The sequence below is a fragment of the Microcoleus sp. B13-B6 genome (genome assembly GCF_036705405.1).
Lineage (GTDB): Bacteria > Cyanobacteriota > Cyanobacteriia > Cyanobacteriales > Microcoleaceae > Microcoleus.
In genome coordinates, this window is sequence record NZ_JAUBUJ010000073.1 from 22,175 (window position 1) to 43,672 (window position 21,498).

The 21,498-nt window shown below is 46.0% G+C and carries 23 protein-coding genes and 2 pseudogenes; 15 read left to right on the top strand and 10 right to left on the bottom strand.

Annotated features, from left to right (window positions below; translation table 11 throughout):
- Window positions 1–30 precede the first annotated feature (30 nt).
- The 3 genes from QUB35_RS26510 (at window position 31) to QUB35_RS26520 (ending at window position 2,886) form a co-directional block, all read left to right on the top strand.
- The gene (locus QUB35_RS26510) at window positions 31–258 is read left to right on the top strand and encodes a hypothetical protein (protein ID WP_333144641.1); all 228 of its coding nucleotides are present in this window, start codon (window positions 31–33) and stop codon (window positions 256–258) included.
- 947 nt (window positions 259–1,205) lie between these two features.
- Entirely contained in the window at window positions 1,206–2,141 is a 936-nt protein-coding gene (locus QUB35_RS26515) for a M23 family metallopeptidase (RefSeq protein WP_333144642.1), read from the top strand.
- 208 nt (window positions 2,142–2,349) lie between these two features.
- A complete protein-coding gene (locus tag QUB35_RS26520; protein WP_006631395.1) occupies window positions 2,350–2,886 on the top strand; it encodes a late competence development ComFB family protein in 537 nt (178 codons plus the stop codon).
- A 241-nt stretch (window positions 2,887–3,127) separates the two neighbouring features.
- On the opposite strand, the gene psb29 is transcribed toward QUB35_RS26520, so the two are convergent.
- Together psb29 and QUB35_RS26530 are read right to left on the bottom strand one after the other, a co-directional pair.
- Complete coding sequence (psb29, locus tag QUB35_RS26525; RefSeq protein ID WP_333144643.1) at window positions 3,128–3,841, bottom strand: photosystem II biogenesis protein Psp29; 714 nt, start codon at window positions 3,839–3,841, stop codon at window positions 3,128–3,130.
- Between the two features lie 7 nt (window positions 3,842–3,848).
- On the bottom strand, window positions 3,849–3,977 hold the full coding sequence (locus tag QUB35_RS26530) for a hypothetical protein (protein ID WP_333144644.1): 129 nt from the start codon (window positions 3,975–3,977) through the stop codon (window positions 3,849–3,851).
- A gap of 205 nt (window positions 3,978–4,182) precedes the next feature.
- On the opposite strand from QUB35_RS26530, the gene QUB35_RS26535 reads away from it, so the two are divergent.
- Window positions 4,183–4,803, top strand: coding sequence for a chromophore lyase CpcT/CpeT (locus tag QUB35_RS26535; protein ID WP_333144645.1), 621 nt, complete (start codon window positions 4,183–4,185; stop codon window positions 4,801–4,803).
- 244 nt (window positions 4,804–5,047) lie between these two features.
- Here the strand turns inward: QUB35_RS26535 and QUB35_RS26540 are convergent, their stop codons facing one another.
- Together QUB35_RS26540 and hemF are read right to left on the bottom strand one after the other, a co-directional pair.
- Window positions 5,048–5,410: an STAS domain-containing protein gene (locus QUB35_RS26540; protein WP_006631392.1), complete on the bottom strand. Its 363-nt coding sequence runs from the start codon at window positions 5,408–5,410 to the stop codon at window positions 5,048–5,050.
- A gap of 57 nt (window positions 5,411–5,467) precedes the next feature.
- Window positions 5,468–6,511, bottom strand: a complete 1,044-nt coding sequence (gene hemF / locus QUB35_RS26545; protein WP_333144646.1) for an oxygen-dependent coproporphyrinogen oxidase — start codon at window positions 6,509–6,511, stop codon at window positions 5,468–5,470.
- A gap of 281 nt (window positions 6,512–6,792) precedes the next feature.
- On the opposite strand from hemF, the gene QUB35_RS26550 reads away from it, so the two are divergent.
- Window positions 6,793–7,863, top strand: a complete 1,071-nt coding sequence (locus QUB35_RS26550; protein ID WP_006631390.1) for an Mrp/NBP35 family ATP-binding protein — start codon at window positions 6,793–6,795, stop codon at window positions 7,861–7,863.
- 16 nt (window positions 7,864–7,879) lie between these two features.
- Here the strand turns inward: QUB35_RS26550 and QUB35_RS26555 are convergent, their stop codons facing one another.
- Window positions 7,880–8,047 (bottom strand): hypothetical protein, encoded by a 168-nt coding sequence (locus QUB35_RS26555; RefSeq protein WP_333144647.1) that lies wholly within the window; start codon window positions 8,045–8,047, stop codon window positions 7,880–7,882.
- Window positions 8,048–8,077: 30 nt separating this feature from the next.
- Between QUB35_RS26555 and QUB35_RS26560 the strand changes: the two genes are divergently transcribed.
- From QUB35_RS26560 to QUB35_RS26590, 7 genes and pseudogenes are all read left to right on the top strand, one after another.
- Entirely contained in the window at window positions 8,078–8,287 is a 210-nt protein-coding gene (locus QUB35_RS26560; protein WP_333144648.1) for a hypothetical protein, read from the top strand.
- 13 nt (window positions 8,288–8,300) lie between these two features.
- Window positions 8,301–8,492, top strand: coding sequence for an NAD(P)H dehydrogenase subunit NdhS (locus tag QUB35_RS26565; protein WP_293145052.1), 192 nt, complete (start codon window positions 8,301–8,303; stop codon window positions 8,490–8,492).
- A 166-nt stretch (window positions 8,493–8,658) separates the two neighbouring features.
- Window positions 8,659–9,327: an HAS-barrel domain-containing protein gene (locus tag QUB35_RS26570; protein WP_333144649.1), complete on the top strand. Its 669-nt coding sequence runs from the start codon at window positions 8,659–8,661 to the stop codon at window positions 9,325–9,327.
- 203 nt (window positions 9,328–9,530) lie between these two features.
- Window positions 9,531–9,947, top strand: coding sequence for a XisH family protein (locus tag QUB35_RS26575; RefSeq protein ID WP_333144650.1), 417 nt, complete (start codon window positions 9,531–9,533; stop codon window positions 9,945–9,947).
- Window positions 9,938–10,303 carry a XisI protein gene (locus tag QUB35_RS26580; protein ID WP_333144651.1) on the top strand — a complete coding sequence of 122 codons (366 nt, stop codon included), beginning with the start codon at window positions 9,938–9,940 and terminating at the stop codon, window positions 10,301–10,303. Before QUB35_RS26575 ends, QUB35_RS26580 begins: the two co-directional genes overlap by 10 nt.
- Window positions 10,304–10,401: 98 nt before the next feature.
- Window positions 10,402–11,673, top strand: a pseudogene (locus QUB35_RS26585) (RNA-guided endonuclease InsQ/TnpB family protein).
- Window positions 11,674–11,815: 142 nt separating this feature from the next.
- On the top strand, window positions 11,816–12,052 hold the full coding sequence (locus QUB35_RS26590; protein WP_333144652.1) for a helix-turn-helix transcriptional regulator: 237 nt from the start codon (window positions 11,816–11,818) through the stop codon (window positions 12,050–12,052).
- Window positions 12,053–12,224: 172 nt separating this feature from the next.
- Here QUB35_RS26590 and QUB35_RS26595 read toward each other — a convergent pair whose 3' ends face one another.
- Together QUB35_RS26595 and QUB35_RS26600 are read right to left on the bottom strand one after the other, a co-directional pair.
- On the bottom strand, window positions 12,225–12,467 hold the full coding sequence (locus QUB35_RS26595; RefSeq protein WP_015175929.1) for a helix-turn-helix domain-containing protein: 243 nt from the start codon (window positions 12,465–12,467) through the stop codon (window positions 12,225–12,227).
- 50 nt (window positions 12,468–12,517) lie between these two features.
- On the bottom strand, window positions 12,518–12,760 hold the full coding sequence (locus QUB35_RS26600; protein ID WP_333144653.1) for a helix-turn-helix transcriptional regulator: 243 nt from the start codon (window positions 12,758–12,760) through the stop codon (window positions 12,518–12,520).
- Window positions 12,761–12,881: 121 nt separating this feature from the next.
- Here QUB35_RS26600 and QUB35_RS26605 point away from each other — a divergent pair, with 121 nt between their 5' ends.
- Both QUB35_RS26605 and QUB35_RS26610 read left to right on the top strand, forming a co-directional pair.
- Window positions 12,882–13,025, top strand: coding sequence for a hypothetical protein (locus tag QUB35_RS26605; RefSeq protein ID WP_333144654.1), 144 nt, complete (start codon window positions 12,882–12,884; stop codon window positions 13,023–13,025).
- 693 nt (window positions 13,026–13,718) lie between these two features.
- On the top strand, window positions 13,719–14,021 hold the full coding sequence (locus QUB35_RS26610; protein WP_333144655.1) for a Rieske (2Fe-2S) protein: 303 nt from the start codon (window positions 13,719–13,721) through the stop codon (window positions 14,019–14,021).
- A 202-nt stretch (window positions 14,022–14,223) separates the two neighbouring features.
- Here the strand turns inward: QUB35_RS26610 and iscB are convergent.
- From iscB to xrtO, 3 genes and pseudogenes are all read right to left on the bottom strand, one after another.
- Window positions 14,224–15,499, bottom strand: a pseudogene (gene iscB, locus QUB35_RS26615) (RNA-guided endonuclease IscB).
- 324 nt (window positions 15,500–15,823) lie between these two features.
- A complete protein-coding gene (locus tag QUB35_RS26620) occupies window positions 15,824–18,724 on the bottom strand; it encodes a TIGR02921 family PEP-CTERM protein (RefSeq protein WP_333144656.1) in 2,901 nt (966 codons plus the stop codon).
- Window positions 18,702–20,252: an exosortase O gene (gene xrtO, locus QUB35_RS26625; RefSeq protein WP_333144657.1), complete on the bottom strand. Its 1,551-nt coding sequence runs from the start codon at window positions 20,250–20,252 to the stop codon at window positions 18,702–18,704. Before xrtO ends, QUB35_RS26620 begins: the two co-directional genes overlap by 23 nt.
- A 142-nt stretch (window positions 20,253–20,394) precedes the next feature.
- On the opposite strand from xrtO, the gene smpB reads away from it, so the two are divergent.
- Window positions 20,395–20,862, top strand: a complete 468-nt coding sequence (gene smpB / locus QUB35_RS26630; RefSeq protein WP_006631384.1) for an SsrA-binding protein SmpB — start codon at window positions 20,395–20,397, stop codon at window positions 20,860–20,862.
- Window positions 20,863–21,498: the final 636 nt, after the last annotated feature.

The window sequence follows — 21,498 nt, forward strand, 5'->3', positions numbered from 1 at the left end:
AGTAAACCAAACCCAAGGAGTAATTTAATTATGTGGCGTTTAACCATAAAATGTTCTGCTGAAAGCTGGGATATCCATTCCAAAGCTTTCAAAGCCATTGCTGCCAAATATCCGGCCACGCCTCTTTCTTCCAAAAAGATGAAAGGCGACGGTCAACGCATCATGGAATATCAGCTTGAGAATGTCAACGATGTAGAGGAATTTATGGAAGAATGCTTGACATTAGATGGTTTCACCGCTGCCTTTGAATCCCTATAATTCTAGGTGATAGATTATAGCCATTCTCAATTTTTATCTCATACCATTCATTTGAGAGTGGAGGTTTAAAAATTGGAAATTAATACTACTTTCTCAAAAATAGGCTACAATAACTAGGGAGTTTTAGGAATGTTCTAGGAAAGTAAACGGTCAAGAAAGAATTGATTTAACAGCAGCAACACTTCGGACATTTTTTGAGCACCTGAAAATAAGGGTTTCAGGGTGATCCAATAGCTGCAAGCAACGCTTACGAAGCACACTATCAGCCAAAAGTGAAAATCAAGGCTTTGATGCTACGACATAAAAACGCCAGCGGGGGCGGACGCACGCAGACCTCAGAAACCCGGTTTCTTCTTAGATTTATCGTGACTCGTCGCAAAACTCGTAGAAACCGGGTTTCTAGCTACCTATGCGTGGGCAATGAAACTGTCCGAAGTATGGTAAATCTTGGAATTGAGGAAGGCAACGGGATTTGTGCGAAAGTACGATCGTCTCGCCCAATTTTTGAGTGTTCTTAAGTATTTATTTAACTACCAGCCGGGAAGTCCCGGGCGTATATTTAGAGGGGATTAATCTGAGCGCTGCGCCCCGTACCCCGTTGGGAATTACGCCCGCGTGATGAAAGGCTCGTTGGGTGTAGGTACCCAAAGCGACAATTATTCTTTTATACCCCAAGATGATCGGGAAATACTCTGATAATATATTAGCAAGTGGGGGTGGAACTACCTCACTATAAAAAGCATGAGAAAAAAAAGGAAAAAGAAGCCTGCGGTCTAACTGTACTCAGTAGACCGTCAGGTTTGTTCACTTTAGTCTCTCATCTCCCAATCTGTTACCAAGCTTTTTACCTACGGCTGTTTCTCTCGAATCATTGCGGATTGGTATAGTTAGTCTAGATATTAAAAATATATCAGCGAGACAAAGGTTAAGGACACCTAGTGATGAGAATGACTGTGAGTCGAGGCAACGGCGGGCTAAGTGCGGAAATAGTTACGGGTCTGATTTTGCGGTGGCAGCAGTTGAAAGTAAACAAGCTAACCGCCACTTCGATCGGGGGAATTGTTGCTGGTATTCTAAGTTTTGCCCTGCCCGTGCAAGCTTTGCAGGTAGTTGTGACGCCGACAAATCCCCAACTGGGAGATACGCTGTCAGTAATGATTCAGGTTGACGGTAACGGCGGGGAAACTCCACAAGTTTCTCTACAGCAAAAAAACTACCCCGCGTTTCCCATCGGCAACGGTCGCTTTCGGGCCCTGCTACCGACGACGCCGCTAGAGAAACCCGGTGCCCGCCTTCTTCAAGTCGCAGGTGACGGACAAGTGCAGAAGTTGAGCGTGCAAGTGCGCGATCGCAATTTTCCCACCCAATCCATCTGGCTACCGCCTGGGAAAGACAGCGAAGGTACAGACGCGGAGTTCGATCGCGTAGACGCATTTAAAGCACTCGTGACACCCGAAAAATTTTGGGACGGCAAATTGTTGCGCCCCAACTCCGGCGAAATTACCACTATTTACGGAGTTCGGCGATACTATAATGGGGTATTTGCTCAAGACTACTACCACCGCGGCGTTGATTACGCGGGTGCTTACGGTTCTCCTGTAGTTGCACCAGCAGCAGGTCGGGTATCTCTAGTGGGACGCGAATCCCAAGGGTTCAAAATCCACGGGAACGTCGTTGGTATCGACCACGGTCAAGGGCTAGCAAGCATTTTGATGCACCTCAGCCGGATTGATGTCCAGGAAGGCGATTTCGTGAAAGCCGGTCAAGTAATTGGTACTCTGGGGTCAACGGGGGCTTCGACAGGCCCTCACCTGCACTGGGGACTTTACGTGCACGGGCAGTCCGTCGATCCTGTACCTTGGCGGCTTCAGGGAGTTGAGTAGGAGTTTTTACAGGTTTTGACGGATAAAGCAGTCAATTATGGGGTAAGTTTGTGGCTGGGGTGTGCAGATAACTGTGATGGGTTATCAGTATTGAGTTAGGATTTATATAAAATTTCTCAACTCAACTCTCAAAACTTGAATCTCAAGACGCTAACAATCGCGTCTTCACAAAACTTTATTGATGATGCCGTTGAGCGGGGACGCATATATGAGTATTGAAAAAATTGTTGAACAGGCTTTGCAGGATGGCTATTTAACGCCGTCTATGGAAGCTGAGGTGGGACGGATCTGCAATACGGCTTCGGAATTGTCGATCGAAGAGTACATGGCTCTCGATCGTCTGATGGGCTCTTTGTTGACTGGCGAAGTTGTGGTTCTGCCACGCAAACAGTTCATCAACGTGATGGAAGAGTTGGTGCTCAGCGATGCGATCGCTAGGGTAGCGGAAATTGAGGCGACGAGCGACCTAAGTCTGGATGTGGGAGATATTGCAGCTTATGCTTTAAATAGGCTGCCACCTCTGTACGCTACGACGGAAGAGGGAGCTCACTTTCAAAGGGCTAGGGCTAAAGAGCAACTTCACGATTTGATTTCCAAAGAAGTCAACGCAGCGATCGCCCGCAACTTGGACAGGCCCGACACCCCAAACCCCACAGCTTTGGGCAAGTCTTCGGGAAACGAAGTTCTTTCACAGCTAAGCACTTGGCTGCAAGCTAACGCCACTAATTTTGAGCCGCAGCCTTAGTACCACCCCAACAGCTCTATTTATGGTTAAGTCGATCCCGCTCAATTCAGAAAGCGGGATTTTTATTTTTTGAGCAACCAACATCTGAAGGCACAAGGCCGAAGCCTGAATTCAAGAAAAAAAATTAAAATTTAAGAGTTTTTTATTTTAGCTAAAAAATAAAAAACTCCCTTCCTTGTTCCTGATATCCGTTACATCCGTTATAAAATCCGTTGCCGAACTTCCTTCTTCCTTCAAACGATTAATTGCTGCTGTCAGAAGACTCAGCCGAAGGGCCAGCGGTAACTTTTGTCTCTCGCTTTTCGCGTTTTTTCCGTTCCGCTTGGATGACATCTTGAAGCACTATTCGCGCTTGGGCCATTTTTTCCAAATTGCTGCGGTACAAATCTAAATCTTTGCTAACTTTGTCTTCTGGCAGGTGCAAGGCCGCACTGACTTTGGCGATCGCATCGTTTCGCGTGTCTTGGTCTTTTACCAAGTTAGGGTCAGCTTTTTCTAATAGCGAGAACAAACCGATCGCGAACAAGCGGCTGTACTTAAATTGAGGGTTGCTGGCGATCGCCCCTAAAGACGCTTGCAAATCCGCTGTATCTTCAAAGCTGGTCGAGCGATCGAGCCACGAGAGCAACTCTTGCCCGGAAAGTCTATCTGCCAAGCTTTCCAATCGCTGAGCGTCTTGCTTGTAGCGCTCTGGATCGTCTTCTAGGGACTTGCACAAAGCGTTAAAAATCGAAACTCTGTCTGCTTCTGGGGCGTACCCAAGCATGAATCTATCAAAAGCTGTCACTACACCCAAAGCATAAATCGGGTCGTATTGAAAATCGGCATTCGCCGAAAGCAAGTGCATTTCTACCATCAACTCTTCCACCACTCGACGGTAAATTGAGTTGATCGGTCGAGTGTGAATCGTATAGAAACTTCGCTTAGTATCTGAAACAGTACGGTTATTGTTCACCTGAGTCTTATAGATAAATAATTTTGCCGTAGCGGGCGTGCCAGCGCGGCGTGAGTAAAGTCGGGGGAGTCAATTCTGCGATCGGGCTGACAAAAATTGCCAGTTTTTTAAGCGTTGCCGCCGGATTGCGAGACAAAATTTTATCAAAAATATTTTACGCGCGATCGGCAGCAACCATTAATATGTCGCAATAGGAGGGAAAAACCCCAGTATCTTTACAATCATAGCTTAGCTGGGATCGCTCATGAATCTAATCTTCTGACTTGCCCAGCCTAGATATGGTCTTGCATATCACAATAAGTTTTTTTTGTCAACCCAGGATCGTGAATAATCCAACAAACATGACAATTTCTCCTGAATTGATAGCTTTAGCCCAGTACATGGCGGGCGAATTTGACAACCGGGAACAAGCGCTAGCAGAGCCGACGTGGTACGTCCACCTTCGTATGTGGCAAAGACCACTACCCGTTCCTTTATTTTCCGAACCCAGCATTGCCCTGTTTGCAGAACAAGCCAACATTCTGGAATTAGACAAGCCATACCGCCCCCGCATCGTGCAACTGAGGCACTCACAGATAGCGCCAGGACTTATCGAAGCTCAGTATTATATGTTCAACGACATTGAAGCCGTCAAAGGAGCCGGTTGCAACCCCGACTTGCTTAGAAAGCTAACGAAGGAGCAAATCCAACTCCTTCCCGGCTGCACCCTGTCGGTTGCGGTGCAAAATTTAGCCTCAAACAGCTATCGATTTCGGGCATCTTTGCCGGAGGGCACTCGCTGCGGCTTTGCCTACGGGGGGCAAAATTACCAAGTAGACTTGGGATTTGAAGCCACAGGCGAGGAATTTCTCAGTTACGACAAAGGAATAAGCCCCACGACAGGCAAGGCTATCTGGGGAGCTTTAATGGGCCCTTTTAGATTTGTCAAGCGTCAGGATTTTGCTCCTGAGATATTGGTTTGAAGCAAGAAGCAACAAGAAACAAGGAAGAAAAATTTAGCTATCTAGGATAGAAGGCAAGACTTTACCTTGACCTATTCTTCTACTTTAGTGTTTTGGTGAACCTCTCAACCTCTCAAGAAAGGAAGAAAGTATAAGGAAGCTGGCAAGAATTTACCTGCTTCCTCTTCTTGTGCAGGGTTCCGGCGCATTTTGTGACCCTCAAGCTTAAATTGCGCTTACACCGCAACCGATGCAAGCCGGGTGGTCAACTTGCGCGCGGCACCCCCTCTAGAGCTTCTTCTTCCGTTTCAAAGATTTCAAACACAGAATCCATCATGGTGACTTCAAACACCAGTTTGGCTTCGGGATGAACATTGCAAATGCGGAAACTTCCCTTAACTTTATCCGCATCCCGCATACCTGCTACAAGTGAGGTCAGGCCAGAGCTATCGATAAAGTTAACCTGACCAAGATTCACTACAACATGGCGGCTAAGTTTGGAAATACACTCTTGCAACTTGAGGCGGAATTGCCAAGCTGTAGTGATATCCAACCGTCCTGTCGGTGCTAAGACGATAACTGTTGTACCGTCTTGAAGCGTGTGGGTTTTTTGATCAATATGAATCACTGACCCTTCCCTCAAATTTATTATCTATCGCGGTGGTTACTGTCCCAGTAGTTTAACTCAGGTCGGTGACTGCTGAGGCATCCAATTCGCCCAATCTTGCGGTTTTAAGAACTTGGAGTAGAGTTCGGCTTCGGGAGAGTTGGGTTCTGGCTCGTAACAATATTCCCAGCGTACCAAAGGCGGCAGGGACATGAGAATCGATTCGGTGCGTCCGTTGGTTTGCAAGCCAAAGGTCGTGCCTCGATCGTACACCAAGTTAAATTCAACGTAACGGCCACGGCGGTAAAGTTGGAAATTACGCTCGCGCTCGCCGTATTCTTTCGATCGGTGCTTTTCAACAATTGGGGTGTAAGCCGGCAAAAATGCCCGGCCGCAGTCCTGTACGAAGGCGAACAGCGACTCCCAACTCCTAGGTTCCGGCGCGCCGATGTTGTTGCTGCACTCAGCGGCCTTGCCTTTGACATGATGGTCGCGGTAAAGCGCGCCTTGAGCGCTTTGGTAGTCAAAAAAGAGGCCGCCCACGCCGCGGGTTTCTTGGCGGTGGGGGAGGTAAAAATATTCGTCGCACCAAAGTTTAAATGTCGGATAATATCCGGGATGGTGGCGATCGCAAGCTGCTTTCAGAGTTTTGTGAAAATGAGCTGCATCCTCAGCCAACGGGTAATAAGGAGTCAAATCCACACCGCCACCAAACCACCAAATCGGGCCGGCCTCAAAATAGCGGTAATTTAGGTGAACCGTAGGCAAGTAGGGATTGCGGGGGTGCAGCACCATCGAAGTGCCCGTTGCATAGAAATCGTGACCTGCTGCTTCTGGGTGCTTTGCCAGAATCAAAGCCGGCAAACTTTCGCCCCACACTTGGGAAAAATTGACTCCCCCTTGTTCAAACACATCGCCTTCGCGCATGACGCGAGAACGTCCGCCGCCACCTTCGGATCGTTCCCAAGAGTCCTCCTTAAATTTGCCAACGCCATCGAGCTGTTCGAGGGATTGACAAATCTCGTCTTGTAGGGTTTTCATAAATTGGCTGACTCTAGCTCTAGAGTCAGCGGGTGGCAAAAACGGGGAAGTGGCGGTTTTAAGTGTTGTAGAAACTGTCATCCGATTTTAGATTTTAGATTTTAGATTTTAGATTGAAGAATTGCGACCACGGCTCAATGCGGGGATTGTGACCAAATTGCTTTCGGTCGTAGAAATTCTTGCCGAGCGCATTTGAGTTTGAGATTGACCGTGAGTCCCAAATCCAGTCGTCATGTAATTATGCCACCGCAGGTCTGCAAATGATCGCTATGAAGTTACATTAAAAAATAGCAATAAAAATATACTTAAACCTGCGATCGAAAATTCGCAAACCCAATTGCAGAGCTATGGTGGAGAACACAATGCCCAATACACTCGATGTTAGTTCAGTCTTAGAAATCCTGCGACCTGTGCAAGACCCCGAACTGCAAAAGAGTTTGGTGGAATTGAACATGATTCGTAACATAAAAATTGACGGCGGTGTCGTCAGTTTCACCTTGGTGCTGACAACGCCTGCTTGCCCGCTGCGAGAATTTATTGTCGAAGATTGCCAAAAAGCGGTCAAACAGTTGCCAGGAGTCGAAAAAGTGGCGGTGGAGGTGACAGCCGAGACGCCGCAGCAGAAGGGAGTGGTCGATCGCCAAGGCATTGAAGGCGTTAAAAATATTATCGCAATTTCCAGCGGTAAAGGTGGAGTCGGCAAAAGCACGGTGGCGGTAAACGTTGCAGTAGCGCTGGCGCAAACCGGCGCCAAGGTGGGTTTGCTGGATGCGGATATCTATGGGCCCAATGACCCGACAATGTTGGGTCTGGGGGACGCGAAAGTGATGGTTAGGGACGGAAAAAGCGGGGAAAGCCTCGAACCCGCCTTCAACTACGGCGTCAAATTAGTGTCGATGGCGTTTTTAATTGACAAAGACCAACCCGTGATTTGGCGCGGCCCGATGTTGAACGGGATCATCCGGCAGTTCCTCTATCAGGTAAATTGGGGCGATTTAGACTATTTGATTGTCGATATGCCTCCGGGTACTGGAGACGCACAGTTGACAATGGCGCAGGCTGTGCCGATGGCCGGTGTTGTGATCGTGACGACGCCGCAGACTGTGGCATTGTTGGACTCCCGCAAGGGCTTAAAGATGTTCCAGCAGTTGGGAGTGTCGGTGTTGGGAATTGTGGAAAACATGAGCTATTTTGTGCCGCCGGATATGCCCGACAAGCAATACGATATTTTCGGTTCCGGTGGCGGGGAAAAGACTGCTGCTGAGTTGGGAGTGCCGCTGTTAGGCCGCATTCCGCTGGAAATTCCGTTGCGGGAAGGTGGCGATTCCGGGGTGCCGATCGTGGTGGGACAACCGGGTTCTGCTTCAGCTAGGGAGTTGCGGGCGATCGCCGGCCGCATTGCCGGTAAAGTTTCCGTAGCAGCCTTAGCCTAACTCACATCTTGGATTGTTAATCAGCTTTTGATGGGCGGGCGGGACGCCCAACCCCTACTCCCCACAAGAAACCAGTGAGTGTTTGTAGAACAGGCATCTTGCCTGTTGAATTTGTGGAACAGGCATCTTGCCTGTTGAATTTGTGGAACAGGCATCTTGCCTGTTGAATTTGTGGAACAGGCATCTTGCCTGTTGAATTTGTGGAACAGGCATCTTGCCTGTGCTTGTTTGTGGAACAGGCATCTTGCCTGTGAGTGTTGGTGGAACAGGCATCTTGCCTATTGAATTTGTGGAACAGGCATCTTGCCTGTTTAATTTGTGGAACAGGCATCTTGCCTGTTTAGTGTGTGGAACAGGCATCTTGCCTGTTTTAGCATCAACTCTCGATCGCCAAGAAAAGGTAAGCTATAAACAGCAAACATAACATTCAAACAATTATGATTTTTCCAGGTTCAGCAGTTCGAGTTAAAGATAAGGGTGAGATTTACTACGCCTTTCAAGGACAAGTCCAGCGAGTTACAGACGGGAAAGTCGCGGTACTGTTTGAAGGCGGCAATTGGGACAAGCTGATTACGTTCCGCCTGTCGCAGTTGGAACTCGTCGATGCTACGGCAGGTCGCGCGAAATAGTCAGTTGGTTGTTGACAGTTGTCAGTTGACAGTTGTAAGTAGTTATTAGTTATTGTTTATTAGTACCCACTTACAAATAATAAATAACAACCAACTGCCAATAACAAACTGCCAACTGTCAACAACCAACAACCAACTGCCAACAACCAACTGCTAACTGACTAATATGCGTTTACCTTTACCCCAATTTGCTACAAAAGAGCGCCATCCCGATCGCATTGCTGAGGTAATCGAGACGGCAACTTCGGAGTTTTTGGCTCAATGTTTGGAACCGGAAGACTTAAGCTTTCCCGTGATGCCACCTTTTGGGAGTTGGGTGAAGGCCGAGGATGAAGAGTCAAAAAATCAAATTTACGGCGTGGTTTATTACGCTACGACTAGCCCGATCGACTCCGTGCACAGAGCTCGCGCTTTGGGTTTGTCGCTGGAAGAGTTACGGGAAGAACAACCGCAGATTTTTGCGATGCTCAAAACCGAGTTTCGAGTGGCGATTGTGGGGTTTGAGACGGCGCCGGAAAGGTTGAACGGTCACGGCCCATCTAGGGGTAAAATTTATCAGTATTTGCCGCCGCGCCCGCCGCAAATTCACCAGGCGGTTTATCGCTGCGAACCGGATGAGGTGATTGATTTTACGGTGCAGTTGGATTTTTTGAGGACGCTGCTGGGGGTGGCTAATGCGCCGGTGGATGCGCTGACGGCGGCGGCGATTCGTGAGATTTATCAGTTGCGGATGCGCGATCGATCTTGGTTGGTGGAAGCGGGAAGGAGTTTGAGTGTTTTGCTGAAGGATGATTACGATCGGTTGCGGGTGATTTTGAGTCAGATTCATCCATAGGGAAAAGCTGAATAGTATGTTTGAGGCCGATCGTCAAATATTCAGGCGATCGCACCAGTCAGACTCTGGTATTTTATCGACCTTACAATTAAATTGAGAAGGAAGAAACGATCGCACTTAATTCAATATGCGATCGCCCGTTTGTCTGGCACAGTCGTAGGATATGATATAATGGGAGCGAGTAACATGATTTCTCAAAATCTATGTCTGCCAAAGATATCTTTCATGTCTCTGTATGTTCCGCTTTGGAAAAAGAAGGGTGGACTATTACCCACGATCCTTTGTACCTCAAAGTAGACGAAGATAAGCTTTATGTGGACTTAGGGGCCCAAAATAATTTGTTAGGAGCCGAAAAGTACGGACAGAAGATAGCAGTAGAAATCAAGTGTTTTTTAGGTCTGTCATTGATAAATCAGTTTCACGAGGCTATAGGTCAAGCCTGGAATTATAAAGTGGTTTTGGAAGAGTCAGAACCGGATAGACTTCTTTATTTGGCAATTCCAGAAGATATTTATGAAGAGTTTTTTACTCGGCGTTTAGCTCGAATGTCAGTGACGCGGATGCAATTAAACTTGATTGTGTTTAATCCTGCGAGAGAGGCGATCGTTATATGGAAATAGAAAAGTATAGAGAGCTAATTCAATCAATCATTGAAAAACACTCTAGCTGCGGTTCGGACGATGGGGAGATAGAAACTGAAATTGCTTGTGATATCAAACGCGATCGCTATTTGATGTTTCATGTGGGATGGCGTGGAGAAAGACGAGTTTATGGTTGCGTTATTCACATCGATATTAAAGAGGACAAGATTTGGATTCAGCGAGATGGAACTGAAGTAGGAATTGCTAATGAGTTAATTGAAGTCGGAGTACCCAAGTCGGATATTGTTTTAGGGTATAGGTCTCCCTATATGCGTAAGTTTACGCTGGTTGGCGGCGGGCTAGGCGATCGCCCCAGCCAAACTCCGGTATTGTAAAACTTCGTTGAGTTTATAAGCAATTATAAACAATAGTAGTATGATATTATCATGGTGGTCGAGTGAACTACACATAGGTTAAAAAATGGAAGCCTTAAATGCAACTAACTCCAGAGGCACATCATTAAATCAACGGAACACCGTTTCGCCCAAATTGACGAATTAGCTTTCAAATCCAAAAACCTCTACAATGCCGCCAATTACGTCATTCGTCAGAGCTTTATTTATGGATGGAAGTATGTCAGTTATAACGAAATGAACCGCTTGATGAAGTCTCATGAAGCCTACAAGGCTTTGCCTGCCAAAGTCAGCCAGCAAATCTTGATGGTGCTAGACAAGAATTGGAAATCTTTTTTTGAGGCTGTTAAAGCTTACAATGCTGATTCTTCCAAATTCACTGGTCGCCCAAAACTGCCAAAGTACAAAGATAAAATCAAAGGGCGAAACCTTCTAATCTACACAATTCAAGCGATTAGTAGCAAACAGTTGAAAAAGGGAATCATTAAGCTTTCGGGTACTGAGCTTTCAATTAAAACCAAAGTCAGCCCCGACCAGGTTTGCTTTCGTTAGACTGGTTCCGAAATGTGATTCCTATGTAATTGAGGTAATTTACGATGAAGCGGAGTCCACCCTTGGCAAGGCCAACTCTGTAGCTAGTATTGATTTGGGGCTGGATAATTTAGTAGCGCTAACTTCAAATCAACCGGGATTTATCCCTTTGTTGATTAACGGGCGACCCTTAAAATCGATCAACCAGTTCTACAACAAACGCCAAGCAAAATTACAATCCCAATTGAGAGGAAATCGCAAAACTTCACCACGGATTCAGCGCTTAACACGCTGTCGCAATCAGAAAGTAGATAATTACTTACATCATACCAGTCGTGTGATTGTTGATCGTTTAACAGCAGAACAAATTGGGACGTTAGTAATTGGCAAGAATGCCCAGTGGAAAACTGAAATCGAGTTAGGGAAGAGAACTAATCAAAACTTTGTCAGCATTCCTCACTCTCGATTAATTGAAATGTTGGAGTACAAAGCTCGGTTGGCGGGAATCACGGTAATTGTGAAGGAAGAATCCTACAGGTCCCGCTCCAACTTTCTGGGTTTAGATCCAATTCCTGTTTACGGTAAAACAGAAAAAGAGCCTGTGTTTACTGGTAAACGGATTAAGCGTGGTTTGTACAAAACATCGACGGGTCAATTAATTAATTCTGACGTGAATGCTTCGTACAACATTCTCAGAAAAGCAATCCCAAATGCGTTCAGCTTTCTTGATAGGGAGCTGCGTAGTTGGGCCAATGCGGGTTAATCCGCTCAAAGTAAAAGTGAAAGGGGAGGGGCTTGAAGCCTCCCATGTCTATAAATGACTATACTTTTGCCAGCTATTTGACGAGCCATACAATTAAATTGAGAGGGAAAAAACGATCGCACTTAATCTACAAAGTTTACCGCAATTGGTGACAATCAGCAACGTTTACAGGAGCATGACTCTCTGACACAATCGGGAGCATGGGAAGAGCAGGAAAAGCCCTCAAAAAAATATTAGAGGCATACGATATCAGTCAATATCAATTGGCGGCCAAGATGGAAATCGATCGCTCAAACGTTAGCCGTTGGGTGAGCGAAGAACGAGACCCATCTGCTGAGGCGGTATTTGCGATTAAGCAAGCATTGCAGACATTCAATCGGGAGGCGGCTGATGAATTCGTCAGGTTGTACCTGGGAAATGGCGAGGAAAACAGTTAGGTTCTCAGGTGTGGAGAGCGCCCCACAGATGGTTGCGCTGCATTCAAGGGCGATCGCCAATTAGTTTGTGAGGATTTATTTAAAGCGAGAAAGATTGTATATTGTCAGCTATTTGTTGAGTCTATCTCAAGCATAACTGGCACGGGAGGCGATCGCCCGATCGCCCATATTATTACTCTTCGAGTTTTTCCTCCAAATCATCTAAATACAAACGAATAAAATCCCCTGCTGCATCGGGATTAATTTGCTGTAATCCCTTGCGAATCTCTAGAACCGCTTCAGATGCCGGATCTCTATTCTCGTTAACCCAACGGTTAATGCTCGATCGTCCAATGCCCATAGTCGCTGCCAATTGATTTTGGCTGATGCCATAGGTTTCTAAAACCTGCTTCAGCGCCTTTCCTGCCTTACTCATGGCTTCTATGTTCTCAGAAGCTCGCAGCTAAGTAAAGATTGTGGACATTATTACTCTTCGAGTTTTTCCTCCAAATCATCTAAATACAAACGAATGAACTCCCCTGCGGCATCGGGGTTAATTTGCCATAGTGCTTTCCGAATGTCCAACACTGCCTCTGCTACGGGATCTCTACTTTCATTGACCCAACGATGAATGTTGGAACGTGCTACGCCCATTGTCACAGCCAAGCGATTTTGACTGATGTTATAAGTTTCCAGCACCTGCTTGAGTGCTTTGCCTGCTTTTGCCATGCCTCAGATTGTCTCAGAGGGCGATCTCTTCGTAAATGTTGCTTCTAGGCAACATTGAGGATAGAATGATAATGTTGCTTATAGGCAACATTATCGTTCACTGCGAACACAAAAAACGCTTATGTCGAAAAACTTCCTTGCCAATCCCCCAGCAACCGATAGTGCTACAGCGACAGTACCTGTAGCAGAGCCTCCGCCACCCGATCGAGAACCCGTCAAAATCCTGCTGATAGGTTCTCCCAAAGCGGTGAGGAGCAATTGCTAGGATGATATTTTCCTAGACTTGTAGGTAATACTCACGACAATTGGTGTAGACTGAAGTAGCCTGCATAAAACCATCAGTAATGATGACTTGGACTTTCTCTCACTTCTCTCAAGCTTTGGCTTGAGAGCATCTCTGTAATCCTTGCGGTTCGAGGTTGGTCAAAACCAGTGAAGAATACACCTCCAAAATTTGTGCAAAATACGGTGAGAGCCATAAAAGTTAGGTGGCTCTAAAATTTTTCAAGCCCCCAACTGTGGTTAGAAAACACCCAGTTTGAGTAGCGCTTTAGGGATTTTCCTTAAAGCTTTGTGGGATACCACCATACTCTCAGACGTATCTGATGAGTGTGCTATCTGAAGATTTTCGCCGATTGTCGGGGATTGTCTGAATTAAAAGTATCAGCATCATTCACATCCTTTACTGTTTGGGTTTTGCCTCTGTCAGCGAGTGGAGCCCGCTGCAACCTGCCCAAAAGCCCGGTGAAGTTATGAGCATTCTCATGCGTTACCTGCGGCTGTAGGGGTGATATAACATTCTTTGCGGGCGTGAATTACCGCCAACAGCTTGTACAGTCTATTCAGACTTTACAAGCTGTTGGCGTTAGAATTAGACAGCGATCGTTCGTTGTTCACTATGCCTTTCGGACGATCGCCCATTAGTTTGCAATAATTTATTTAAACCGAGAAAGATTATATGTGGGTAGAGATAACAGCGCTAAATCAAGTTCCCGAAGGGGGTGTGTTGAAGGTAAAAGTTGACGAAAATTCAGTGATTTTGAATCGTCAAGGCATGAATGTCACTTGTTACCGTAATGCTTGCACTCATTTAGAATATCCGATCGACATGGGTAAGGTAAATAACGGTATCATTACCTGTCCATTTCACAAATATCAGTACAAGTTAGATACGGGTAAATGTTTGAATGCACTAGGCGATTCCCTGGAATCTTATCCGGTAAAGATTGAGGGCGATCGCGTTTTTGTAGAAATAGATTAGTTATTCGTTATTCGTTAAGTCCGACAGTCCGACAGGGGTTTCAACTCCTGTCTCATAGCTCAAGTCGTCTCAAGACGACTGTAGATTAGTATTTGATATCAAGTCCGGCTTAAATACCCCCTCACCGAAAAACGAGCGAGAAGCCCCTGGCTTTAGACATGGGGAGGAAAGCGGCAGCGACGACCGTCGCCTTGAAATATTTTTAAAACCCATAGCTATAGCCATCTTTTTTGTGGATTGCTTTGCAATACTTGTGGCTAATACCTGTTACTCTCCCAGCCTTCGTTACAATATCAAAACTGCCGTCGATCACGGCATAGAAGCCGCCCTGTATAAGAGCCGACTTTCTTCCCTGCGGTAACGGTTGCGCTGACAATATCGCCAGTCTGAAACCCTTTGTGAATTTGCACTCTGGACTTGTGCCGAATGGGAAATCCGTACTGGTTTGTGCCGCACATCTGTCGTGTCCCCTGACCTTTTGCCACAATCAACAAAGGCTTTGAAGTCAATACTTTGAGCGTGTCAACGCTGCCCACACACGCAGCATCAAGCCAGTGCGATTTAGCCAACCCTAACCGATGGCGATTGAACTTAGTTTGTCCGCCCGTGCCAGTAGTGACGGGCAATCCCGTTTCTTTAAGTGCATTAAATAATGCCCATCGGGTTGAGTTGACCGCTGCTGCATCTTTGAGTGGTAGCTTTGCTTGTTTGAGGATGCGGTTTAACAGGTCGGGTTTAGCGGCCAGGAATGCTCGAACATCCTGATTGCCTTTCTTTTGATTGCAATCGTGACAAGCCAGTGTCAAATTGGAAACCCTGTCAGAGCCACCTCTTGACTTGGGCTGAATGTGCTCAACCTCAAAAGGTACATTTTCAGCCGAGCAATAAGCGCACTGCCGATGCCATTTTTCCAAGAGATACTGCCGGACTTCGTAACCCTGCAATTCTCCCTGCTGATACATAACGCCTGAGATTTCAGGGTTTTGCATGAGTTGAGAATCAAACCGCACTAACTCTTGAACAATGCTGGCAACGGGAGCGAGTCGAATCAATTTGCTCCCCCATGTAAGTATTGTTTCGACTCGGTGTTGCCCCGATGGAGCGAGCCAACCATCGGGGCGAGTGCGATTGAGGAATCGCGCCTTACGGTATCGAGTTTTGCGATTGCGTCTTCCTCGCCTAAGTTGACGGCGAGAGAGAAGTGCATCTTTAATTTGCTGGCCCCGGTGTTGCAGTTCGGCTCCGAAGATAATCTTGTTGTCCTGTTTGATTGCAACCCCCGTGACTTTCGATCCCGGATCTAATTTCAGTTCTAGCGGTTCAGGATTCGTCTCAACTGCTTTTTTCAAAACAATCGTAAACGGATAGCGGAGAAATACCGCTGCTTTTCCAGCTTTCAGCAATGACCTTGCCATTCCTGGTTTACAGGGTGATAGCGGTTTGCGATTGGTATCAATTACAAAAACAAAGTTAGACATTGTTGCGTCTCCTCTGATTGCTCGTAACGTTCGCTTCGCCAATGTTTTCAAGGCTTGTCATGTTGGCTGCACTTCCTTAACCCATTACAGATGTTTAACAACCAACGATAGGGCTACAAACTAGCGACGCATTTGTAGGTATCGTGACCTTGAAAACGTAGACGCTCGTTGCGTCTGAGGCTGGTCGTGTTCTGGCTTGTATCCCGCTTGCGTTAGTCGGACAGTCTACAAGCCCCTGCCTTTAGGCATGGGGTTCATGACTCTCTTAGTCTGCGGAGGCAGACTTTGTTCGTGTAGTAGCGGTTTCAACCGCCGAACCATCTTTCAACCTACCATTTTCGCGCGCCGCTGACGGAGGAAAACCGCCAAAAGCCCGATCGCACCTACCGTCAACAGTAGCCATTCTTCCGGTTCAGGAACCCCTGAAACATTCAGAGGATTATTCGGCTTACTCAACTCCTCCTTACCAGATTCTACCTCTCTGTCAAATCGATCGCTCTTAGCTTCTGCAGCTTTTAGTTGCTCCCTTTGCGCGTCATTAACTAACACAATCATCGAAGAATAAGGAGTCACCACTTTGAAATTTTTAGCTACTGCGTGCATCGCATCCAGTTGCGTTAATTGACTGGAACTTTTCTGCTTGCTAAGTGCAGTTATCAACTGCCGCGCCGCTATCGGTTTAAAGCCTTCATTTCCGGCATTTTTGGACTCTACAACTGCCGCCGATTTGGCGATTTTTTTCGACTGCGGGGTTTTGGCATAACTCCAAGCATAGCCGTCAACAACGCTAACTGTAGATTCGCCCGAAGCTGCTGTTGTTGCTACTCGCTGCATCGCCTCTTTCATATCTGTAGCCACTCCACCACCGCTATCTTGAATAGCCTTTAAAGTTGCGTCGTCGTAGCCGGGGGGCAAACCTCCCAAATGCACTGTCCATAGGGGTGAAGAGATGGAAAGTTTAAGTTTGCGATCGTCCGACAATTCGTAACTGTGGCGATCGCTCACCAAAAATACAGTATCGTAACTTTTATCGCCCCGCAACTGTGCAAACTGTTGCAGCATATCTTTGAGCTGGATTGTACCGTAAAATGTCACCTTTGCCGCATCGAAATTGCGTACATCTTCCACCAACTTAGGTGGCATTCCTGCAGCGCTAGCGACATACAAATCAACAGCGTTTTTGCCTGCTGCATTAGCTTTCAACCATTCAAAAGTCTCTTTTACTTCCTTACTTGCCACCGCCATGCTGCGGGAAGTATCGAGAATAACTGCAAATTTCTTGCCTTGGGGTAACGAGTAATTTGCATCAGCCAGCGGCTTAGCAGAAATGATATTTCCTCCCGGTAGAATCGCCTGCTGCGCGGTTAGCGGTTGCTGTGCGACTGCGGGCAAAAAGGGGGGCAGCCAAGTTTCTCTGGCTTCTTTCCCGCTGTATTTTACCTCTTTCCCGGCGATCGTGCGGCGAGTATTTTGGTTCCAAAAAATGTTGCGTTTTTCAGCCAAAACAGGCATCGCCCAACCCTGGGGCTGGCGCATGACTTTGTAGGTAAGCCACAGGTGCATTTCCGTTGGCCCTTCAGTTGGGGTAAATTCTCGTTTAGCCGGGATTGGAAAAGCCCGCAAACGGTATTGTTTGGGGCCAATTTGTTCTAGCAAAGCCGGATCGACTCTTTCTACTACCTGTTGATTGTAGACTTGCTGGGCGGCACCTCTAGGCGATACCGTAAATACAAAACGTTTGTTTAAATCGCCAGTATCTCCCAGCCAAACTCCTGTAACTGCAGCGCTTTCCGGCAGGGAAAAGTAGTAGAATACTTCTTGCAAGTTCGGCGTTTGATTTTTGTAAACTTCGTAGAGTTGAACGTCTGCCCAATCGCCGTTTTCTTTGACTGTCACTTCTTGCGACTGCAGCCATACTTTTTCTTGATTGACATTCAGCAAACCGGCTTTTGCTTCTTCGCGATTTGATGTTGACTGCACCGCGTGTTTTACTGCTTCTGTCTCGCCTTTTTGCAGTTCCGTATCGAAGAATTCGCCGTAGAGTTTTTCCGCTTTTTCTACATCCGCACTAGAGCCTTGATACAAAAACGGCGACATTAAAAAATTATAGCTGTTCTGCAAGGTTTGAGCCGCTCCGTCAGGGAAAATCCAAATATTTTTGTATATCTCATAAATGTGGTTATTTTCTCCCACAGTGCTGAGGTAGCGGTAAGGGGACAAATAAGCGTTAACTAAGCCGGATCGAATCATATCAGACTTGGCTAATAAAGTTTGGCGAACCGTGTCATTTGCGGGGGGAGTCGCCAGCATTTTCATTACTGCAACTTGTGGCTGCTGCTGCAAAGCCGAGAAAATAGCCAGCCAAGCTGCTATGACTCCCAAACTTCCGATTAGCGCTTTATTTTTCCCGTATTGTGCAGCAAAACTCTGCCATATTTTCCGCCCGGAATGAATGTAGAGAAAGCCGTACAGCGAAGGCATGACAACGAACAAGCTACAGGTTAAACCAAACAATATAAACGATAGCGGTATCCAAATTAAAGCCGAGGCCCAGTCCCCGTATTTAAACATCTCCAGAAATGGTGAAACCCATGTAAACTTGAAAAATTGAATGACGACAAAGAAGAATCCATAAAGTGTATACAATGCCACAGGTACAGCGTAATAAATCAGCAAGGTTGCCGCCCAAATGCCAACTACTACCATTAAACTGTGACATCCTAATTGCAGCCACGCACTTCGCTTTTCTCCGATCAACCTGAAAAAACGAGGCTGTTTATTATGGGAATTCTGGGAATCGAAAATATTTTGAACATTTTCTCTTTTACCCAGATATCCGTACAGCATTTCCACTGAAAATGCTGCTATGCACAAAGCAATAGTAGCGATGATTTGAGAACTAGCTGGGGTGAGTTCTCGCAGCAGGAACAAGCGGAGCAAACACAGCAAAAATAGCGGTGCTTCTACGCCGTAAAACCAACGCATTAGCTGTAGGGGTTGCTTGCCAAAACGCCTAGCTCCTATTACTGTACATACAGTGGGTACTGCGATGGTAGCTGCCATAGTCAAAGAAAACTCTAGCGGGATGATGCCATCGATTGTCGCCTTAATTAATGGCCCTCCTATAATAGGCAAAATTCCCAAGTAAACAATCGATAAAAATGTCAAATTCCAGACCCAAAAAATTGTTTTAAAAATTCCATCAAATACCTGTTTGATTTTCATTTATTTCTCCTTGTAAGCTTTTTTTAACGGTAGTGTATACATTACTCGCCAACTCTTTTACTTCCTGATTTTCGGCTTGTAACGAACTGTCAAATAAAATGGAAACTAGCACCCAATTGTGATTTTTGTGGGTGAGGTCGCTGCCGATACGGGACATGAAGTTATCGGTAGTTTGCTGTGCAGATTGCAGCCAGTATGCTGCTGATAATTGGTTGTTTTTGAGAGACAGCCAGCGCGCTGTTACTGAAGGAGTTAGTTGTTTTTTTTCTATGCCATTGACGGGAATTCCGCTGGCTACAAAACACAACTCGGGGGCGTGATAAGTTTGCCAGGATGTGCTCGCTACTGTGAGCATGGAACCGCGCAAGTTGCCGGCGACAAATCTGATTTTTTGTGTTTGCGTGTCTGGATAGTTGCCAAAGAATTTTTGTTCGCTAGGATTGAGGGGAATCGACTCGGATTTAATGTATTCAGGTAATGTTAAAGGTGCGATCGCCATTTTTGGCGTTTCTACGTGAGACAGTTGAGCCATTACTGCCAAAACTGCGACTGCTGCAATTATTCCTGGTTTGGCTAAAGGGTGATTTTGCATAATTTCTGAGTTTGGTTTTGCAGAAATACCGCTGGTTTTTTCTGGCTGAAATTTCGGTACTCGTTGCAGCATTAACCACGTCACAAAACAAGCACATACTAAACCGACAATTCCCAGAGGAACGTGCATAATTTGTGCTATGTTTGGCTGTTGAAAAACTTCTGAAACCAGGACTAACACGGCAACCCGCGCAGTGTTAGCACACACCAAGATTAAGAGATTAGCAGCGCCGACTGCTAGCCATCTTAAGCTCATTTTACGCCCTTCCTGCCAGGTAGCAGCTAGCAAAAAGAGCGTTCCCACTAAGAGGGTTTTAATGCCGCTACAAGGCACGTCCACATGAGCGATGCCGTTTTCCAAAACGATAATATCGTAAGAAGAAATCGCCCCAACGTGCAGCATTGAGAGCAACTGTTCTACTACCTGAGCAGTAAGCACTCGCGCCGGCAAACCTAATCCGCTATTAAACTGACTGTTGAATGGTAGAATACAAGCCAGCAAGCCCGCAACTGGCAAGTTTTTTCGCCAAAAGTTCTGCTCCACCAATAAGCCGCACAGCCCGTAAGTTCCGAGGATAAATAGCAGGACAGTAAGTTGTTTGATATCAATTATGTACTGAAGGGCGATCGAGCAAATACCCGCACCCAACATCAATAGCAGCGGATCTCGCCTCAAAACGAAATGGGGCGAAAATCCGGGCGGGCGATCCGAGTTCCCAATCGATCGCACTACTAATGCTACAATCAGAAAGCCAATTACTATCTTGTACAGTGTGGGTATCTCAACAAACGAGGATAACAGCCACTTAACAGCCGAGATATTGGCCGAAAACCAAGCAAGCGCCAGCAAAAAAGGAGCCAGCCAAACCAAATAAACCGCAGGATGAGGAGTAACAGAATCTGGAATTGCAGAATCAGTGATATTGGTGCGCTGCATGATACCGCTTGACATTCACGTTGGTGACATCTTAGCTCAGTCAAATTGGTAATGTCCAGACCGATTATTTAAGTTTTGTCAAGCTTCAATTTTCTCTACAGAGAAGCTAGCGTTATAATAATTATTTTTAGCGGAGGTAAAAATGAGCGAAAAAAGCCCAGGATACAAAATTGTTAGCGATAACCGACAAGCGCGCCATCTCTATGAAATTATAGAGACATACCAAGTGGGAATCGAGTTGAAGGGAACCGAAGTCAAATCTATTCGGGAAGGAAAAGCCAATTTGCGCGACGGATATGGCTTAGTTCGGAACGGGGAACTGTGGTTGATCAACGTTCACATTTCGCCTTGGAGAAGTGCTAGCAACTATTTTAATCACGAACCCCGCCGCACCCGTAAATTGCTGATGCACAAGCAGGAAATTCGCAAACTAATCGGCAAGGTGGAAGAAAAAGGGTTGACTTTAGTGCCGTTAAAAATGTATTTGAAAGGCGGCTGGGTAAAACTGGATATCGGTTTGGGTAAAGGGAAAAAACTGTACGACAAGCGTGAAGATTTGAAGAAACGCGAAGACAAGCGGGATATGGAAAGAGCGATGAAACAATTTTAGTCATGAGTCAGTAGTCATTAGTCATTAGTCATTAGTCATTAGTCATTAGTCAACAGTCAACAGTCATTAGTCATTAGTCAACAGTCATTAGTCATTAGTCATCAATTCCCCAGTCAACAGTCAACAGTCATTAGTCATTAGTCATTAGTCATTAGTCATCAAACATCTCCGAAAAATCAACTAAAATCTTTGCTACTTGAAGGTTGAAAGTTAATTTATGGAGATGTTTATTACTCAGGAGTCATGAGTGATTAATGATTGGTAATTGGTGATTAGTGATTGATTATTTTAAATCTAGTTCGGTTAATTACCCATCATAAAATTGTTTGATATCCCCCGTTGAGAATTTTGAGGGCTTTCGTGGTCACTACAAACATAATTAGAGTTATAGCGCTTCTCAAGCGTGGTGAGGTATGGGGGCGAGTCCTATGCCTATGCCCAATGCCCAATGCGCTATGCCCTATGCCCAAGAACACCTCATGTTACTGAGAAATGCTATATCTTATCTCCTCATAGCTGGTAAAAGTATAGTCATTTATAGACATGGGAGGCTTCAAGTCCCTCCCCTTTCACTTTTACTTTGAGCGGATTAACCCGCATTGGCCCAACTACGCAGCTCCCTATCAAGAAAGCTGA

Coding starts and splice junctions, on each gene's coding strand:
- QUB35_RS26570 (WP_333144649.1), top strand. CDS start 8,659: ATGCGTTTACCTTTACCCCAATTTGCTACAAAAGAGCGCCATCCCGAT.
- QUB35_RS26605 (WP_333144654.1), top strand. CDS start 12,882: ATGTCGAAAAACTTCCTTGCCAATCCCCCAGCAACCGATAGTGCTACA.
- QUB35_RS26555 (WP_333144647.1), bottom strand. CDS start 8,047: ATGCCTGTTCCACAAATTCAACAGGCAAGATGCCTGTTCCACAAATTC.
- QUB35_RS26600 (WP_333144653.1), bottom strand. CDS start 12,760: ATGGCAAAAGCAGGCAAAGCACTCAAGCAGGTGCTGGAAACTTATAAC.
- QUB35_RS26550 (WP_006631390.1), top strand. CDS start 6,793: ATGCCCAATACACTCGATGTTAGTTCAGTCTTAGAAATCCTGCGACCT.
- QUB35_RS26565 (WP_293145052.1), top strand. CDS start 8,301: ATGATTTTTCCAGGTTCAGCAGTTCGAGTTAAAGATAAGGGTGAGATT.
- QUB35_RS26535 (WP_333144645.1), top strand. CDS start 4,183: ATGACAATTTCTCCTGAATTGATAGCTTTAGCCCAGTACATGGCGGGC.
- hemF (WP_333144646.1), bottom strand. CDS start 6,511: ATGACAGTTTCTACAACACTTAAAACCGCCACTTCCCCGTTTTTGCCA.
- xrtO (WP_333144657.1), bottom strand. CDS start 20,252: ATGCAGCGCACCAATATCACTGATTCTGCAATTCCAGATTCTGTTACT.
- smpB (WP_006631384.1), top strand. CDS start 20,395: ATGAGCGAAAAAAGCCCAGGATACAAAATTGTTAGCGATAACCGACAA.
- QUB35_RS26575 (WP_333144650.1), top strand. CDS start 9,531: ATGTCTGCCAAAGATATCTTTCATGTCTCTGTATGTTCCGCTTTGGAA.
- QUB35_RS26580 (WP_333144651.1), top strand. CDS start 9,938: ATGGAAATAGAAAAGTATAGAGAGCTAATTCAATCAATCATTGAAAAA.
- QUB35_RS26515 (WP_333144642.1), top strand. CDS start 1,206: ATGACTGTGAGTCGAGGCAACGGCGGGCTAAGTGCGGAAATAGTTACG.
- QUB35_RS26590 (WP_333144652.1), top strand. CDS start 11,816: ATGGGAAGAGCAGGAAAAGCCCTCAAAAAAATATTAGAGGCATACGAT.
- QUB35_RS26620 (WP_333144656.1), bottom strand. CDS start 18,724: ATGAAAATCAAACAGGTATTTGATGGAATTTTTAAAACAATTTTTTGG.
- QUB35_RS26595 (WP_015175929.1), bottom strand. CDS start 12,467: ATGAGTAAGGCAGGAAAGGCGCTGAAGCAGGTTTTAGAAACCTATGGC.
- QUB35_RS26520 (WP_006631395.1), top strand. CDS start 2,350: ATGAGTATTGAAAAAATTGTTGAACAGGCTTTGCAGGATGGCTATTTA.
- QUB35_RS26610 (WP_333144655.1), top strand. CDS start 13,719: ATGTGGGTAGAGATAACAGCGCTAAATCAAGTTCCCGAAGGGGGTGTG.
- QUB35_RS26510 (WP_333144641.1), top strand. CDS start 31: ATGTGGCGTTTAACCATAAAATGTTCTGCTGAAAGCTGGGATATCCAT.